This is a genomic window from Microbacterium sp. ABR10 (assembly GCF_057812175.1).
In genome coordinates this window covers 2,810,928-2,827,729 of the sequence record NZ_CM173821.1, presented here as the reverse complement: position 1 = coordinate 2,827,729, position 16,802 = coordinate 2,810,928, and the positions used below count along the sequence as shown (strand labels likewise).

The following is a 16,802-nucleotide window of genomic DNA, read 5'->3' as shown; positions in this document are numbered from 1 at the left end:
GACACCTTACGTCGGACCACCGACATCGCGGCATCCGGGCTCCGCGGGGCCGGAAGCCACGCCGCCGTGCCCGGCCGCGTGCCCGGGGGTGCCGAAGGCGGCGTGCGCGTCGCGATCAGAAACGGTCGGGCGAGGGGGTGCCGTGACCGTAGCGGATCGAGACATCGGCGTGACGGTCGAAGCGGTAGCCGACACCGCGCACGGTGCGGACGATGTCCTCGTACGCGCCGAGCTTCGCACGGAGGCGTCGGACGTGCACGTCGATGGTGCGCTCGCCGGGGGCGTCGTCGTCGGTGGAGCCCTCCCACAACGACGACACGAGCTCGGTGCGTTCGATGGTGCGTCCCTCGCGCAGCACGAGGTACTGCAGCAACTCGAACTCCTTGAAGGTGAAGGCGGCGGACTCGCCGTCGATGAGCACGCGCTTGCGCGAGATGTCGACGACCACGCCGCCGGCGGCACGGTCTTCCTCGGCGGGCTCGTCCTTGGTGCGGGCGACGGCGGACGGCTCGTGCAGAGCGAGGCGGACCACGTCCACGTCGCGACCGCCCGATCCCGTCGGCGCCAGGGCGACCGTGGCGTAGGTTTCGGCGGCGGGGGCGAGTTCGCCGAGCGTGCGGCGAAGCGCCTCGACGAGCGTTCCCAGGCTCACACCGGCGGCTGCGGCCTTCTCTTCATCGATGCCGACGTACAGCGCGAACCCGCGGGGCGCGGTCGAGGCGGCGGCGCGTGCGGGCGCCGCGGTGGCGGCTTCGGTAGTGGCGGGCTGAGGGGTGGATGCCGTGCCGGCGGTGACGGGGCGGGTGGAGGCGGTCACGGGACGGTCGAGGACTGCGGAGAGCGACATGAGGAGAAATCCTTGGGTGTGTGAACCCGGGCGTCATCGTGAGCGGGGTTCGACGGGAGGTGAGGGCCGTCAGGCCGGAGGGCGGTGCCGGGGTACGCGTGATCGACGCGGATGCCAGGCGACCGGGGGACGACGTCGGCGTTCAGAAGCACGAGGTCAGGACGTTCGAGGGTCGCGGTCAGCGGCACATTCGACAGCACATGACAGCGCGGCCGGGCATCATCATGCCGGCAGTCCTGTTCGCCTCCCGGGCGGACAGAGGACGCGCGAAGTCAGTCATGGCGGCATTATTACCCACTGCGTCCAACAAGGTCAAATCATGATGACGCTCCGGGTCTGACGCATTCTGCTCGATCCCTGCCCGTGAACCTGCGGTGCCGCCGTGCATTCTGTGTCATCCCGGCGTCGGCGGGAATGACCGGCGTAGCCTCTCCGCATGTCCGATCTGCACTTCGCCGACGACAAGACGGCGTCCCGATTCACCCTCCATCGTGGCGACGACCTCGTCTCCGTCCTCGACTATCGCGACGACGGGCGCACGATCGCGCTCACCCGCGCCTTCACCATCCCCACCTTCCGAGGGCACGGCTACGCCGCCATCGTCACCGAGCGCGCCGTTGAGGCGATCGAGGGGGCCGGTGACCGCGAGGTCATCCCGGTGTGCTGGTACGTGGGGGAGTGGTTCGACGCCCACCCCGAGCGTGCCGGCATCCTGCATCGGCGCCCGGCGTCATGACGGGCTGAAGGCTTACGCGCGCGTGCGCGGACGTCAACCCCTGCCCGTCGGTCGTCCGACGCGACGAAGCTGAAGATCTCGAAAGGGGAAGTCATGAACGACGACCGCGATCTGCCCGAGGGTGTCATCGACGCCGACCCGCCCGGTGGGTGGGAAAGCAGCACTGTGGCCGACGGTGAAACCGCCGAGCGCAACGATCACGCCAAGGGGTCTGCGCGCCTGAACGACGCCGCACCCTCGGACCCCATCGAAGGCGATGCCGCAAGCCAGGGCATCGACCCCGACCTGAGTACGGAGGACTGACATGTCGGATGCAACCCGGGCCCCCGAGCCCAGCTCCGGTCCCGATGGAGGTGCCGACGCGGCCGACTCGGTCGGCGGCGCCGTCCACCGCGACCGCAAGACCCCTCAACCGGGCGAGCAGTCCGAACCGGCGATGGACATGCACGCCACCGACGACGAGGCGCGCATCCGCGGCGTCATCGTCCAGACGCGGGCCGATGTCGGCGACAAGAGCGAGGAACGCATCGCCGACGTCCTGCGCCAGCGCTTCGCCCAGGTCGGGCTCGACCTCGGCGACGACCGCATCCGCGCCCTCGCTGCCGAGGTCGCCGGCGGCTGATCAGCTCGCAGACGCCCCGTGCCGCCGCTGAGGCGGCGCGGGGCGTTCGTGCGTCCGCGCGTTTGCTGCGAGCCGATGTCGGAGGTGCGACGTACCGTGGCTGCATGCGCATCCTGCACACCTCCGACTGGCACATCGGGCGCTCGTTCCACGGGCACTCCACCCTCGACGCGCTCACCGGCGTGCTCGACGTGCTGGTCGAGCAGGTACGCGAGAACGCGGTCGACCTCGTCATCGTGGCGGGCGACGTGTTCGATTCCGCCGCGCCGTCGGCGGCCTGCTATCCCGTGCTCTCGCACACCCTCGCCGCTCTCGCCGACGCCGGTGCCCGGGTGCTGGTCACCAGCGGCAACCACGACTCCGCGGCCCGTCTCGGTTTCCAGTCGGCTCTACTCCGCGACGACATCACGGTCCTGACCGACCCCTCGGCGGTCGGCACTCCGGTGACGTTCGCCGACGAGCACGGTCCCGTGCACGTCTACGGCATCCCGTACCTCGAGCCGGCTATCGTGCGGCACCTGTGGGCGGGCGTCGAGCTGCGCAGCCAGGCCCAGACGATGGCCCACGCCCTCGATCTCGTGCGCGCCGATGCGGCCGCGCGCGGGGGTCGCTTCGTCGTTGCGGCGCATTGCTTCGCCGCCGGCGTCGAGTCCACGCCCGGCGTCGAGCGCGAGATCCGGCAGGGGGGACTCGACGTCGTTCCCCTGTCGGCGTTCGACGGCCCCGATTACGTCGCCCTCGGGCACATCCATGGCCGTCAACAGCTCTCCGAGCGCGTGCGATATGCGGGGGCGCCGTTGCACTACAGCTTCGGCGAAGCGGGCAAACCCCGCGGGTCGTGGCTCGTCGATCTCGATGCGGCCGGCTTGTCGTCGGTGCGGTGGCTCGACCTTCCCGTGCCGCGTCCCCTCGTCACGCTGCGGGGGCCGCTCGACGACCTGCTCACAGACGAACGCTTCGCCGATCACCGTCAGCAGTGGGTGCGCGCGGAGTACACCGACCCCACCCCCCAGCCCGACCCGATGCGTCGTCTGCAGGCACGCTTTCCGTGGTGTGCGACCGTCGTCCACCTGCCGGCCGCGTCGTCGGCCGACGACGGCGCCGGCTACGCGCGGCGCGTGCGCGCGGCCCGAGACGACGCCGAGGTGATCGACGCGTTCCTCACGCACGTGCGCGAGGGCGAGGGCGCGTCGGCGGTCGAACGCGAACTCATCCGCGACGTGCTCGGCGCCCGCGCCGTGGCCGAGGCGCGCGCGTGAAACTGCACCGACTCGAACTCGAGGGGTTCGGCCCGTTCCTCGACGCGCAAGAGGTCGATTTCGACGCCTTCGCCGACGACGGCATCTTCCTCATCACCGGCCGCACCGGCGCGGGCAAGTCCAGCGTGCTCGACGGCGTCTGCTACGCCCTCTACGGCGGTGTCCCCCGCTACGACGGAGCGGAGCGGCGCCTGCGGAGCGACCACTGCGGCCCCGATGACCCCACCCGCGTCACGCTGGAGTTCAGCACCGAGGGCGAACGGTGGCGCGTCACGCGATCGCCCGAGTTCGAACGGCCCAAGCGTCGGGGCGGCGGCACGACGAGAGAGCCGCACCGAGCCCTGCTCGAGGTACTCGCGCCCGAGGGATGGACGGGGGTCGCCGCGCGGCCGGTCGACGTCGCCGCTCGCCTCGACGAGATTCTCGGGCTCACCCAGCAGCAGTTCCTCCAGGTCATCCTGCTGGCGCAGAACCGTTTCGCCCGCTTCCTCCTCGCGAAGAACGACGAGCGACTGACGCTGCTGCGCACCCTGTTCGGAACGCGGTCCTTCGAGCAGTACGCCGCCGACCTCGATGAGCGTCGAAAGCGCGCGAGCGAGCGTCTGGCCGCCGAGGGCGTCGAGGTGGCGACGCTTCTCGACGAGGCCGAGCGCCTGGTCAGCGAGCTCGACGACCGAGAGCACGACGGCCCGATCCCGGGCGACGACGCGGGAATCGTTCGCGGCGTCTCCGAGCGGCTCGCGCTGGTCGTGCGAGCGGTCGAGCGCGCCGACTACCGGGTCGACACCCTCGCCCGCGAGAACCAGGTCGTCGACGCCCGACTCGACGCCGCCCTGGTCGCCGAGCGCGAAGCCCGTTCGCTGGCCGAGCGGCAGTGCGACCGGCTCGGCGAGCGCGAGAGGCTCGCGGTCCTTGAGGCCGAGGCCGAGGCGATCGCCGCCATACGCCGTGAAGCCGAGGCCGCCGCCGGCGCCGAAGAGCTCCGCCCCGCGATCGAGACCGCCGAGGCCGCCCGCCGTACGTGCGCCCTGGCCGACGAGAGACTCGCCGACGCCGACGCCGGGGTTCTCGCCGTCGACGAGGTGCTCGCCGACGATGCCGACCTGGGTTCGCGAGACGACGCGCTCACCGCTCTTCTGGCGCGCGGCGAGGCCGCGCTCAAGGTCGAGCGTGAACTCGCTGATCTCGAACGCGACACGAATCGCCTCCGGGGGCGTGTCGAAACCGTCGACGCCGAGCGGCAGAAGCTCGCTGTCGAACGTCTCGAGATCCCCGACATGCTTCGCGCCCTCGACGACCGCATCGCCGAGCTGGCGGGTGCCGATGCGCGACGCGACGCCGCCCTCGCGTTTCGTGATGAGACGTCACGTCGTCTGGACGCCGCTCTCGAGGCGGCCCGCCTGCTCGATCAGCGGGATCAGGCCGACCTCGCCTCGCTGGTGCGGGCAGACGACCTCCAGCGGGCGATCGACGCGTGGACGACACTCCTGCGTCGCCGACTCTCCGGTGCGGCGGTCGAACTGGCGCACGATCTGGTCGACGGCGAGCCCTGCGCGGTGTGCGGTGCGCGCGAGCACCCGCACCCCGCTCGCGGTTCCGACGCTCCCGTGAGCGATGCCGACCTCTCCGCCGCAGAGGATCGCAAGAACGCCGCCGTCGAGAGCGATCGGCTCGCCTCCGACTCCGCTCGCGTCGCCCGTGACGCGCACGCCCTGGCCGCGGCCCTCGCCGGCGGTGAGAGCGTCGAGGTCTTGCGGGCGCGCCTCGCGACGACCGAAGACGCCCTCGTCGCCGCGGCGACCGACGTCGACGAGTACGACCGGGTCCGAGGCGATCGCACCCGCGCGGCCGACCTCGACGCGGCCATCGCCCGTCGACTCGACACCCTGGGGGCGGAGCTCGCCGTCGCCCGGCAGGACCTCGCCCTCGCGCAGCAGCGTGCCGAGGGGCTCGGTGGCGAGGTCGCCGCCGCCCGCGGTGGCTTCGACACGGTCGCCGCCCGGCAGGACGATCTCCGCGCGCGACGCGACGCCGTGCGCCGACTCATCTCGGCGCGGGCGGCGCTCGCCGGCGCGCGTGACGCTCGACGCGACGCCGACAGCGCCGTCGCCGCCCTCGTCGCCGACAGTCCCTTCGCCGAGGTGGCTTCGGTCACAGCCGCGCTGCGATCGGCCGCGCACCGTCGGAGCCTCGACACGGCCGCAGCCGAGTACGACGCGGCGCTCGCAGCGACCAGGCAGCGACTGTTCGATCTCGAACTGATGCTCGTCGATGCCGGAGACGAACCGATCGAGCTCGCGCCCTTCGTCGCCGAGGTGGCGTCGGCTCGCGAAGCCGTGCAGCTGATCGCCGCCGCCGGCGCCGGCGCCCGCGCGCTCGCCGAACGGCTGCGATCCCTCGCTGAGCGCGCTGACGCCGGCCACGCCGCGGTGGCGAGTCTGGCGGACGAGTACGCCGTCGTCGCGCGCCTGGCAGACACGCTCGCCGGGCGGGCGCCCAACACGCGTCGTATGACGCTGGAGACGTTCGTGCTGGCGGCGGAGCTCGAAGAGATCGTGACCGCGGCCAATCTGCGCCTCGAGCACATGTCGGCCGGACGCTATCGCCTCCAGCACACCGACGCGCTCGCCGCCCGGGGAGCCTCCAGCGGCCTCGGCCTCGAGATCATGGACGCCTTCACCGGTCAGTGCCGTCCACCGCAGTCGCTGTCCGGCGGCGAGACCTTCCTCACATCCCTCGCTCTCGCCCTCGGGCTCGCCGAGGTCGTCACCGCCCGTGCCGGTGGACTCCGTCTCGACACGCTGTTCATCGACGAGGGTTTCGGTTCGCTCGACGACGACACCCTCGACCTCGCCATGCGCACGCTCGACGAGTTGCGACAGGGCGGCCGCACGGTGGGCGTCATCAGCCACGTGGCCTCGATGAGAGACCAGCTGCCGGCGCAGTTGCACGTGACCGCGACTCCCCGGGGTCCGAGCGTGATCCGTCACGACGTCGTACTCGCCCGCGGCTGACGCTCGGCGGGGGCATCGCGTTTAGGCTTGTCGCATGCGCAAGAGCACACTGTGGACCGTCGTCGGCGTCGTCGTCGCCGTGATCATCGCCTGGGTGCTGGTGAACATCCTGTTCTCGCTGATCGCATTCGCCTTCCGGCTGATCGCGGTGGCCATCGTGGCGCTGATCGTCTTCTTCGTGTTGCGTGCGGTGTTCGCCCGCCGTGAGGTGGACTGACCGGGGATGACACCCCTCGGGACGCGACGCGGAGTCGACGACCCCGAGCGCAAGCCCGGGTGTGATGTCGGAGGCCCGGAGTAGCGTCCCTCACAATGTCTGATCAGGCCCCCACCTCCTCGAAACCATCCGCGCCCATCACCCGCGACATCGACTTGTCGCCGCGGCACCGGTGGCGGGCGTACTGGGTGGCGGTCGCGGTGGCGGCGCTGACCATCCTCGACCTGACGAAGGTCAACGTCGCGCTGCCCTCGATCGAGGCGGCTTTGAACGCCGGTCCGACAGAGCTGCAGCTCGTCGTGTCGGGCTACATCCTGACGTTCGGCCTGGTTCTCGTGCCGGCCGGGCGTCTGGGAGACCTTCGGTCGCGCCGCGTGCTGTTCCTCGTCGGCCTCTCGCTGTTCCTCGTGACGAGCCTGGCGTGCGCCCTCGCACCGAACACCACCGTGCTGCTGGTCGCTCGCCTCTTGCAGGGCGTGGCGGCCGGCATCCAGATGCCTCAGGTGCTGGGTTTGGTCCAACAGTTGTTCCAGGGGAAAGAACGCGGGCGTGCCTTCGGTCTGTTCGGCGCGACGATCGGCATCGCTACGGCGTTCGGACCGACCCTCGGTGGCCTCCTCATCGCCCTGGGAGGAGAAACCGACGGGTGGCGTCTGATCTTCTGGATCAACATCCCCCTCGTCGCCATCGTCATCGTTCTGGCCGCCTGGCTCCTCCCCGACACCCGCACGAAGTCGCATCGCCGTCTTGATCTCGATCCCGTGGGTATCGTGCTGTTCGCGGCGACGATCCTCGCGCTGATGTGGCCGTTCCTGTTCACCACCGGCAGCCCCGGTGACAATCCGAACCGCTGGTGGTTGCTGGTGGCGTCCGTGGTCTTCGCGGCGGCCTTCGTGTTCTGGGAGCGTCGTTACGCGGAGCGCGGTCGGATGCCGCTCATGCCGTTCTCGATCTTCTCGCTGGCGTCATATCGCAACGGCGTCCTCATCTCGACGGCGTACTTCTCCGCGATACCGGCCATGTTCCTGTTGGGAACGCTGTTCCTCCAGGGCGGGCTGGGCCTCGAACCGGTCTTCGCGGGCATGGTGACGATCGGATTCGCGGTCGCCTCGGCATGGAGCTCGTGGATCGGCGGCAACCTGGTCACCCGCCTCGGCCGCCCGCTCGTGGTGTGGGGGATCCTCGGCATGGTCGCCACGGCCGGGGGCCTCGTACTCGTGGCGTTGTTCACGGCTCCCGAGTGGACCCCGTGGGCCATGGCCGCCGTGATGACGTTCGGCGGCTTCGCGGGAGGTCTCGTGATCTCGCCGAACCAGACCCTCACGCTCGCCGACATCCCGGTGCGCAGCGGTGGCGTCGCCGGCTCCGTCGGTCAGCTCGGCCAGCGCATCGGTACCGCCGTCGGTACGGCGATCGCCCTGGCGCTTTTCTACGCCACCGTCTACCGCGAACAAGACACGGTGGATGACACGGTGGTGCTCTACCACGACGCCTATGCGTCCGGCATGATCACCGTCGGCGTCTTCCTGGGCCTTGCGCTCATCGTGGGCGTGGCCGACCTGGCCAAGCGCGCGAAGACGGGGTCGCAGACTCCCTGACCGCGGGCGGAACGGCGATACTCGGCGCAGCCATCCCAGGGTCGCGGTAGAGCGGAGTCGGACGAGGCGGTGAGCCCGCCGTCAGACGCCGTAGCGGGTGCGCAGCTCGTCGCGCAGTTGGTGACTGCAGCGCTCGACCACGACGTCCCACAGCTCGGTGGCGCCGTCCTGGGCGCGATCCGAGACGGCGCGCAGGACGCGGATGGGTACGCCGAACTGCTGCGCGACCCAGATGAGCGCGTACGACTCCATGTCGACGAGGCGGGCTCCGAGCCCGCGGATGAGGGCGACGGTCTCGGCGTCGTCGACGAAGTGGTCGCCGGTGGCGATGATGAGGCCGTCGTGACCGGTGTCGACGCGCGGCGGCAGCGAGACGTGCTCACCGAATGTGCCGTCGAGCCCCTTCACGTCGTGCTGGATGGCGGCGGCGATGTCGTAGATGCCGCCCTCGACAGCGTCGTCGATCGCGCCGGCGGTACCGACGACGACGATCTCGTCGTACTCGCCCTGGCACAGGGCGCGGGTGAGGGCGGAGGCGGCCGGGATCTTGCCCACCCCGGTGAGCAGGACGTCGAAACCGGGGATGTCCGCCTCGAAGGCGGTGAGTTCGGACGCGTGGGCGGCGACGAGGAGCTTCACCCCTCCATTCTCACCTGCCGTCACCGGTCGTGCGCACCGTGCCTACCGGACCGCAGGATCGGACCCCGGAGCGGGGTCCGATCCGCTTCGTCATGCCTGGGCCGGCTCCGACGCCTGCGACAGTCGGGCGATCTCGTCCGGCGTCAGCTGCAGGGACGCGCTGGCCAGGAGATCGGCGACCTGCTCGACCTTCGACGCGCTCGCGATGGGTGCGGCCACGGTCGGCTGGGTACGCAACCACGCCAGTGCGGTCGAGGCGATGGACGCGCCGTGCGCGGAGCCGACGTCTTCGAGCGCGTCGATGAGGGCGAGGCCTGCGGGTGTGGCGAGCTTCGCGGCGCCCCCGGCTCGCGGCGAGTCACCCGCGGCATCCGACGAACGGTACTTGCCCGTGAGGAACCCGCTCGCCAGCGCGTAATACGGTACGAGCGACATGTCGTACTGCTGGGCGACGGGCACGATCTCCCGCTCGACCTCGGTGCGGTGGACGAGGTTGTAGTGCGGCTGCACGGCGACGGGAAGATCGGCGCCCGCGGCCTCCGCCAGCGACACCCATTCGCGGATGCGCTCGGCGGTATAGTTCGAGACGCCCACGTATCTCACGAGCCCGTCACGCACGAGACCGGCGAAGGCGGCGACGGTCTCTTCCAGGGGGGTGTCGGCGTCGTCGAAGTGGGCGTAGTACAGGTCGATCGTCTCGACGCCGAGACGCTTCAGCGACGCCTCGGCGGCGGCCCGCACGTTCGCCGCGGACAGGCCACGGAAGTCGGGGTGCGTGCTCACCTTCGTCGCGACGACGACGTCGGAAGGCCCTCGCGAAGCGAGCCACTCACCGATCAGGGTCTCGCTCTCGCCGCCCGAGTTGCCGGGGACCCACGCACTGTAGCCGTCGGCGGTGTCGATGAAGTTGCCGCCCCCGTCGCGGAAGGCGTCGAGGACCGCGAACGACGTATCGCGATCGGCCGTCCAGCCGAAGACGTTGCCGCCGAGCGAGAGGGGGAAGATGTCGAGGTCGCTGCGTCCGATGCGCGTCATGATGTCCTTTCGGAAGGGGGTCACTGACTTTGGAGACAACGACCCTCGCCCGTGGGCATTCCCGTGACGCGCCGGGTCAGCTCCCGCCGGAGAGGATGCCGATGAGTCCGCTGACCAGGAGCCAGAGACCGATTCCGGCGCCCGCGATCCAGATGACGACCGTGCCGGGCGGATACTTCTTCTTGCCGCCGTCTTCACCCGGAGCGCTCACGTGCGCACCATCATCACGATCGAGACGATCAACACGGCGAGACCTCCGACGACGGCTATGGCGGCGATGATGGGGCCGCCGCCGGTGAGGAAGGCAGCGACACCGAGGGCCAGGAACAACACGGCCACGACGATTCCGATGATCTGATAGACGCGGTACCGACGACTCTCCGTCGTCATTCTCTGCTCGCTCACGCTGCCCCCTTCCGCCCCAGGTTATCGAAAACGCGTGAGGCCCCCGTGCGGTCATCCCCGGGCGGTCCGCCTGTCATCACGAAGAGGACGACCCCCGCGGCGCCGACCCGGCGTAGCGTGGGTGCATGGCACGCCCCGTTCCCGACCCCGTTCGTCCCGGCCAGGAATCGGTGTGGGACTACCCCCGCCCTCCGCGCGTGGAGCGCGAGAGACGGCGCGTGCAGATCGACTTCGGCGGCACGCGCATCGTCGACACGGACGACGTCGTCCGCGTGCTCGAGACGAGTCACCCACCGGTCTACTACGTGCCGATCGCCGCTTTCACTGTCGCGTTGACGCTCGGTCAGGGTGCGTCGTTCTGCGAGTTCAAGGGGGCGGCCCGGTACTTCGACGTGCACGGCGGCGGGGGAGCGGTGGCCGAGCGGGCGGCGTGGAACTACCCCCGCCCCATGCCCGGATACGAGGTGCTGCACGACCGCGTCGCCGTGTATGCGGGTCCCATGGATGCTGTCGTCCTCGGGGGAGAGACCGTCGAGCCCCAACCCGGCGGTTTCTACGGCGGATGGGTCACGAGCGATCTCGCGGGTCCTTTCAAGGGCGTCCCCGGCTCGATGGGTTGGTAGGGGCGGCGAACCCCGATCCGTCGCGCAGGCTATTCCGCGAACGCCCCCGGCACCGCCGCGTGCAGGTCGGCGAGCCACGCTCGCGCGTTGCCGTCGGACGGCGCGCGCCAGTCGCCGCGGGGTGACAACGACCCCGCGGGCGACACTTTCGGTCCGTTGGGAATGGCCGTGCGCTTGAACTGCGCGAAGCCGAAGAAGCGCTGCAGGAACACCTCCAGCCACTTCGCCACCGTGACGAGGTCGTACGACGGTCGTTCACCCTCGGGGTAGCCCGGGGGCCAGGTCCCGGCATCCGGATCCGCCCAGGCGTGGGCGGCGAGGAAGGCGATCTTCGAGGGACGGAAGCCGAAGCGCAGCACGTGGTACAGCGTGAAATCGTGCAGGTTGTAGGGACCGATGCGGTCCTCCGTCGACTGCATGCGTCCGTCTTGACCGGCGGGCACCAGCTCGGGGCTGATCTCGGTGTCGAGCACGGCCTGCAGCACCTCGACGGTGGCCGCACTCAGCTCGCCAGCGGAGATGACCCACCGGATCACGTGCTGGATGAGGGTCTTGGGCACGCCCGGATTCACCGAGTAATGGCTCATCTGATCGCCCACGCCGTAGGTCGACCAGCCGAGGGCGATCTCGGACAGGTCGCCTGTGCCGACGACGATGCCGCCGTTCTTGTTGGCGAGACGGAAGAGGTAGTCGGTGCGCAGGCCCGCCTGCACGTTCTCGAACGTGACGTCGTGCACCGGCTCGCCCGAGGCGAAGGGGTGCCCCATGCGCGCGAGCATCTCGGATGCCGCCGGGCGGATGTCGATCTCCTCGATCGAGGCCCCGACGGCCTCGGCGAGGGCGATCGCGTTGCGCTTGGTCTTCTCGCTGGTGGCGAAGCCGGGGAGCGTGTAGGTGAGGATGTCGCTGCGGGGGCGCCCCATGCGGTCCATGGCCTGCGCGATCACCAGAAGTGCGTGGGTGGAGTCGAGGCCGCCGCTGACGCCGAGGACGGGCTTCGGGTCGCCGATGGCCCGGAGCCGCTGCACGAGGCCCGACACCTGGATGTTGAACGCCTCGTAGCAGTCCTGCGCGAGCCGAGTGGGGTCGTCGGGGACGAAGGGGAAGCGGTCGAGCGTCCGGCGCAGACCGATGTCGCCCGCGGGGGGCGTGAGCTCGAACGGCACCGTGCGGAACACGGGTGCCATCGTGCGGCGGTTGTCGTCGAACGTGCCCTGGCGGATGCGGTCCTGCCGGAGGCGATCGAGGTCGACGTCGGCGACGCTCCGGCGCGGACCGTCGGGGAACCGCTCGGTCGTGGCGAGCAGCTGGCCGCCCTCGTGGATCATGGTCTGGCCGTCCCACGAGACGTCGTTGGTCGATTCGCCCTGACCGGCAGCGGCGTACACGTACGCGGCGAGGCAGCGCAGGGACTGCGACTGCGAGAGCAGGGTGCGGTCGTCGGCACGACCGATCGTGATGGGACTGCCCGACAGGTTCGCGAGCACCGTCGCGCCCGCGAGGGCGGCGCCGGAAGAGGGCGGGATCGGCACCCAGACGTCTTCGCACACCTCTGCGTGCAGGGTGAGCCCCGGTACGTCGACCGCGTCGAAGAGCAGATCGGGTCCGAACGGCACCGCCTCACCGGCGACGAGGATGTGCTGCCCCGCCTGATCGTCGCCGCGGGCGTACCAGCGCTGCTCGTAGAACTCGCGGTAGGTCGGGAGGTACGCCTTCGGCGCGACGCCGAGGACGCGACCGCGGTGGATGACCACGGCGCAGTTGAACAGCCTGTTGCCGTGCCGGAGTGGCGCGCCCACCAGCAGCACCGGAAGCAGATCCGCGGATGCCACGACCAGGCGCGACAGGGCCGCCTCGACGGCGTCGAGCAGCGGATCCTGCATGACCAGGTCGTCGATGGCGTAGCCGGAGAGGCAGAGCTCGGGGAACACCGCGACCGCGACGCCCTCGGCGTCGCACGCGCGGGCGGAATCGAGCACGGCGTCGGCGTTGGTGGCGGGGTCGGCGACCGCGACGGGGATCGTGCACGCGGCCACGCGCGCGAACCCGTGCCGGTAGACGCTCTCGAACGGCAGATCGGTGATCACCTCCCCAGTCTGGCAGGCCCCTTCGACACCGCGGCAGTGGGATCGCTCAGGCGGGGTCTGTGGATGCCCGGCGGGCGATGTCGGGGGTCGCGGTTAGCGTGGAGGTCATGCGGTACATCGAGCGCGACGCGCGCATCGTCTGGAGCGCCAGCGACCTCAAGGCTGCGGCCGAGTGCGAGTTCGGGTGGCTGCGCGCGATCGACGCCAAGCTCGGGCGCATCGCCGCCGTCGACGACCCGGTCGATGCCACGCTCGAACGCGCCGCGCGTCTGGGCACCGCGCATGAACTCCGCGTGCTCGACGAATACCGGGCGCGCCTCGGCGCAGCGGTGCACGAGATCCCCGCTGCCCGGTCCTCCGACGCAGACGCCCTCGCCGAGTCCGTGCGCCTCACGGACGCAGCGCTCGCAGACCCCGCGGCCGAGGTCGTCTACCAGGCGGCCTTCGCGACCGATGAGTTCGTCGGCTTCGCCGACTTCCTCGTGCGCGAACCCGAGCCCGGAGCCGACGGCACCCGAGCCGACGGCACGCGACCGTGGGTCGTGCAAGACACCAAACTCGCACGTCGCGCTCGCGTCACGGCCCTGATGCAGCTCGCCGCCTACGTCGACCAGCTCGACCGGCTCGACGTACCGCGGTCCGCCGAGGTGCAGCTGCTACTCGGCGACGGCTCCACGAGCACGCACCGCGTCGACGACCTTCTCCCCGTCTTCCGCCTCCGGCGGGAGCGCCTCCGCGCCCTCATCGCCGATCGCGCGGTGGGCCTCGGTGCCGCGGGACCCGTCATCGGATGGGGCGATGCGCGCGGTGACCTCGGGGTCGTCGCCTGCGGACGATGCGCGACCTGCGAGATCGAGGTCGTCTCCCACCGTGACCTGCTGCTCGTGGCGGGCATGCGGCCCGTGCAGCGCGATCGCCTGCGGGCGGGCGGCATCCAGACGATTGACGCCCTCGCCATCGCCGCCGAGGCGCCCGCCGCCATGAGCGCCGACACGTTCGCGTCGCTGCGCACGCAGGCGCGACTGCAGCTCGAAAGTCCCGCGGGCGTGCCGTCCGAAGACGACCCCGCGCACGCGGTCCCCACCTTCGAGGTCGTGGCGCCGAAGTCGCTCGGGGTGCTGCCGCGTCCCGACCACGGCGACCTCTTCTTCGACTTCGAGGGCGACCCGCTCTACACCGAGGGCGTCGGCGAGCACTGGGGGATCGACTACCTGTTCGGCTGGGTCGACACGCGCGAGACGTACGGCGCGCTGTGGGCGCACACCTTCGACGAGGAGCGCGCCGCGCTTGAGAGGTTCCTCGACATGGTGACGCTGCGCCGACGGCAGTACCCCGACATGCACATCTACCACTACGCCCCGTACGAGCCGACCCACCTCCTGACGATGGCCGCACGCTACGGCGTGCGCGAGGCCGACGTGGATCGGCTCCTGCGCGACGGCGTCTTCGTCGACCTCTACCCGGTCGTGAGGCGAGCGCTCCGTGTGGGATCGCGGTCGTATTCGATCAAGAAGCTCGAGCCGCTGTACATGGGCGACGAGGTCCGCACGAGCGACGTCCAGCGCGGCGACGACTCGATCGTGAAGTACGTCGAAGCGCGTGCGCTCGCCGCCGATGGCGACACCGAGGCCGCCCAGACGGTGCTCGACGATCTCGCCGACTACAACCGGTACGACTGCGTCTCCACCCGCCGCCTGCGCGACTGGCTCGTCGATCGCGCGCGGGAGTCCGGTGCCGTGCCCGCACGCAGCGCCGAGCCCGACGAGCAGGCCTACGAGCCGTCTCCCCGGGCGACCGCTCTGCAGCGGTGGGCCGCCGACGCGGCTCGACCAGGTCTCGATACTCCCGATGCCACGGCGCTGCGCCTCGCGGCCGCGGCGATCGACTACTACCCGCGTGAAGAGAAGACCTATTGGGCGACCCACTTCCTTCGGCTGCGGGAGCCCGTGTCGGTGTGGGAAGAGACGCGCGATGTCGTGGTCGTGGACGCTGCCCGGTCCCGGGTCGTGGCCGACTGGCACATCGCCGAGTCGGGTCGCGGATCCGAGCGTCGACTCGTCGAGCTGCGCGGAGAACCCGCCCCCGGCACGCGTCTGAGTGTGGATGCCGACCCATTCGCGGTCTACGACCTGCCCGCCCCGTTCCCGATCGAGACCCGTCCGCGATGGATCCACGGCGCGCGCCGCGTCACCGTGCGCGAGGTGCTCGACGACGGCGCGATCGTCGAAGAGATCGCGGCTGACGGTGTCACGTGGCACGAACTGCCGCTGGCACTGACTCCCGCGGCGCCCCCGCGCGCAGGCAACCAGCAGAAGGCGATCGACGCGTGGGCCGACGCCGTGCTGACCGCTGCGCCGACGATCCCGCACGGACCCGCCGCCGACATCCTGCGGCGCATCCCCCCGCGCACCCTCTCCGGCGCCCTCGCACCGGTGGCCGCCCTCGCGGTCGCCGGCATGGCCGACACCGCCGTGAGCGCCGCCTCAGGCGACGACGAAGTCACCGCGATCGCCCGAAGCGTGGCCGATCTCGACCACAGCTATCTAGCCGTTCAGGGTCCTCCCGGAACCGGCAAGACCTACGTCGGATCGCACGTCATCGCCCGGCTCGTCGCCGAGCGCGGCTACCGCATCGGCGTCGTCGCCCAGTCGCACGCGACGATCGAGCACATGCTCGACCAGGTCATCGCGGCGGGGGTCCCGGCATCCCGTGTCGGCAAAGCCCCCAAAGACCCGAGCCTCGCGCACGCGTTCACGGTGCTCCCCAAGAACGGCGTCGCCGCCTTCACCGCTGAGAACGCCGCGGGCGGGTTCGTCGTGGGCGGCACCGCATGGGACTTCAGCCACGAGGCCCGCATCCCCCGGGGGAGCCTCGACCTCCTCGTCATCGACGAGGCGGGGCAGTTCTCCCTGGCGTCCACCATCGCCGTCTCGCTCGCGGCTCAGCGCCTGCTGCTCCTCGGCGATCCGCAGCAGCTCCCGCAGGTGAGCCAGGGCACGCACCCCGAGCCGGTCGACACCTCGGCGTTGGGGTGGATCATCGACGGCGCAGAGGTGGTCCCGCCTGAGCTCGGCTACTTCCTCGCCCGCACCCGCCGCATGCATCCCGCCGTCGCGGGGCCCGTTTCGCAGTTGTCGTACGAGGGGCGTCTCGCCGCCCACCCGTCGACCGCCCTCCGGCGGCTCGACGGCATCGAACCCGGCGTCCACGTCGTTCCGGTGCGTCACACGGGCAACTCCACCTGCTCGGTCGAGGAGGCCGCCGAGGTGGCGCGCCTGGTCGCCCACCTGGTGGGGCGTGAGTGGACCGGTGCCGAGGGCGGCGCGGGCGACAGTGCGACCGTTCGGCCGCCCCGCGCCCTCCGCCCCGATGACATCATCGTCATCACGCCGTACAACGCGCAGCAGGTGGCAGTGGAAGAGGCTCTCGCCGCTCAGGGCTTCGCAGACGTGCCCGTAGGCACGGTCGATCGGTTCCAGGGCCAGGAGGCCGTGGTGGCCATCCTCACGCTGGCCGCGTCGTCGGGACGCGAAGCACCGCGCGGGCTGGAGTTCCTCCTGCTGCGCAATCGCATCAACGTCGCGATCTCACGCGCGATGCAGGCGGCGTACATCGTGTACTCTCCGGCGCTGCTCGACGACCTGCCGCGCACGCCCGAGGGCGTCGCACGGCTGAGCGCCTTCGCACGTCTCGTCGCCGGGGCCGACTGACCGCTCGTCT

Annotated in this window: 15 protein-coding genes; 9 read left to right on the top strand and 6 right to left on the bottom strand. The window is 70.8% G+C overall.

Annotated elements, in window-relative coordinates; genetic code table 11:
- Nucleotides 1-115: 115 nt before the first annotated feature.
- Nucleotides 116-847, bottom strand: a complete 732-nt coding sequence (locus ACXKZF_RS13160) for a winged helix-turn-helix domain-containing protein (RefSeq protein ID WP_488984474.1) — start codon at nt 845-847, stop codon at nt 116-118.
- Between the two features lie 436 nt (nt 848-1,283).
- Between ACXKZF_RS13160 and ACXKZF_RS13155 the strand changes: the two genes are divergently transcribed.
- The 7 genes from ACXKZF_RS13155 (at nt 1,284) to ACXKZF_RS13125 (ending at nt 8,293) form a co-directional block, all read left to right on the top strand.
- On the top strand, nt 1,284-1,583 hold the full coding sequence (locus ACXKZF_RS13155; protein WP_243223753.1) for a GNAT family N-acetyltransferase: 300 nt from the start codon (nt 1,284-1,286) through the stop codon (nt 1,581-1,583).
- A gap of 93 nt (nt 1,584-1,676) precedes the next feature.
- On the top strand, nt 1,677-1,886 hold the full coding sequence (locus ACXKZF_RS13150; RefSeq protein ID WP_055955666.1) for a hypothetical protein: 210 nt from the start codon (nt 1,677-1,679) through the stop codon (nt 1,884-1,886).
- A 1-nt stretch (nt 1,887) separates the two neighbouring features.
- A complete protein-coding gene (locus ACXKZF_RS13145) occupies nt 1,888-2,205 on the top strand; it encodes a hypothetical protein (protein ID WP_243223754.1) in 318 nt (105 codons plus the stop codon).
- A gap of 104 nt (nt 2,206-2,309) precedes the next feature.
- Nucleotides 2,310-3,464, top strand: a complete 1,155-nt coding sequence (locus tag ACXKZF_RS13140; RefSeq protein ID WP_488984473.1) for an exonuclease SbcCD subunit D — start codon at nt 2,310-2,312, stop codon at nt 3,462-3,464.
- On the top strand, nt 3,461-6,478 hold the full coding sequence (locus tag ACXKZF_RS13135) for an AAA family ATPase (RefSeq protein ID WP_488984472.1): 3,018 nt from the start codon (nt 3,461-3,463) through the stop codon (nt 6,476-6,478). The genes ACXKZF_RS13140 and ACXKZF_RS13135 overlap by 4 nt, the downstream gene beginning before the upstream one ends.
- A 34-nt stretch (nt 6,479-6,512) precedes the next feature.
- On the top strand, nt 6,513-6,695 hold the full coding sequence (locus ACXKZF_RS13130) for a hypothetical protein (RefSeq protein ID WP_055955675.1): 183 nt from the start codon (nt 6,513-6,515) through the stop codon (nt 6,693-6,695).
- Between the two features lie 95 nt (nt 6,696-6,790).
- Nucleotides 6,791-8,293, top strand: coding sequence for an MFS transporter (locus ACXKZF_RS13125; RefSeq protein ID WP_055955678.1), 1,503 nt, complete (start codon nt 6,791-6,793; stop codon nt 8,291-8,293).
- A gap of 81 nt (nt 8,294-8,374) precedes the next feature.
- Here the strand turns inward: ACXKZF_RS13125 and ACXKZF_RS13120 are convergent, their stop codons facing one another.
- The 4 genes from ACXKZF_RS13120 to ACXKZF_RS13105 all read right to left on the bottom strand — a co-directional run bounded on the left by ACXKZF_RS13120 (nt 8,375) and on the right by ACXKZF_RS13105 (nt 10,372).
- Entirely contained in the window at nt 8,375-8,932 is a 558-nt protein-coding gene (locus tag ACXKZF_RS13120) for a phosphorylase family protein (protein WP_488984471.1), read from the bottom strand.
- Nucleotides 8,933-9,022: 90 nt separating this feature from the next.
- Nucleotides 9,023-9,967, bottom strand: coding sequence for an aldo/keto reductase (locus tag ACXKZF_RS13115; protein ID WP_488984470.1), 945 nt, complete (start codon nt 9,965-9,967; stop codon nt 9,023-9,025).
- Between the two features lie 76 nt (nt 9,968-10,043).
- The gene (locus ACXKZF_RS13110; protein WP_268774326.1) at nt 10,044-10,178 is read right to left on the bottom strand and encodes a hypothetical protein; all 135 of its coding nucleotides are present in this window, start codon (nt 10,176-10,178) and stop codon (nt 10,044-10,046) included.
- Complete coding sequence (locus tag ACXKZF_RS13105) at nt 10,175-10,372, bottom strand: hypothetical protein (protein WP_243223760.1); 198 nt, start codon at nt 10,370-10,372, stop codon at nt 10,175-10,177. The genes ACXKZF_RS13110 and ACXKZF_RS13105 overlap by 4 nt, the downstream gene beginning before the upstream one ends.
- 125 nt (nt 10,373-10,497) lie before the next feature.
- On the opposite strand from ACXKZF_RS13105, the gene ACXKZF_RS13100 reads away from it, so the two are divergent.
- The gene (locus ACXKZF_RS13100; protein ID WP_243223761.1) at nt 10,498-10,995 is read left to right on the top strand and encodes a DUF427 domain-containing protein; all 498 of its coding nucleotides are present in this window, start codon (nt 10,498-10,500) and stop codon (nt 10,993-10,995) included.
- A gap of 29 nt (nt 10,996-11,024) precedes the next feature.
- Here the strand turns inward: ACXKZF_RS13100 and ACXKZF_RS13095 are convergent, their stop codons facing one another.
- Nucleotides 11,025-13,082 (bottom strand): NAD(+) synthase, encoded by a 2,058-nt coding sequence (locus ACXKZF_RS13095; RefSeq protein WP_488984469.1) that lies wholly within the window; start codon nt 13,080-13,082, stop codon nt 11,025-11,027.
- Between the two features lie 107 nt (nt 13,083-13,189).
- Between ACXKZF_RS13095 and ACXKZF_RS13090 the strand changes: the two genes are divergently transcribed.
- Nucleotides 13,190-16,792: a TM0106 family RecB-like putative nuclease gene (locus tag ACXKZF_RS13090; RefSeq protein ID WP_488984468.1), complete on the top strand. Its 3,603-nt coding sequence runs from the start codon at nt 13,190-13,192 to the stop codon at nt 16,790-16,792.
- The last annotated feature ends 10 nt before the right edge of the window (nt 16,793-16,802 follow it).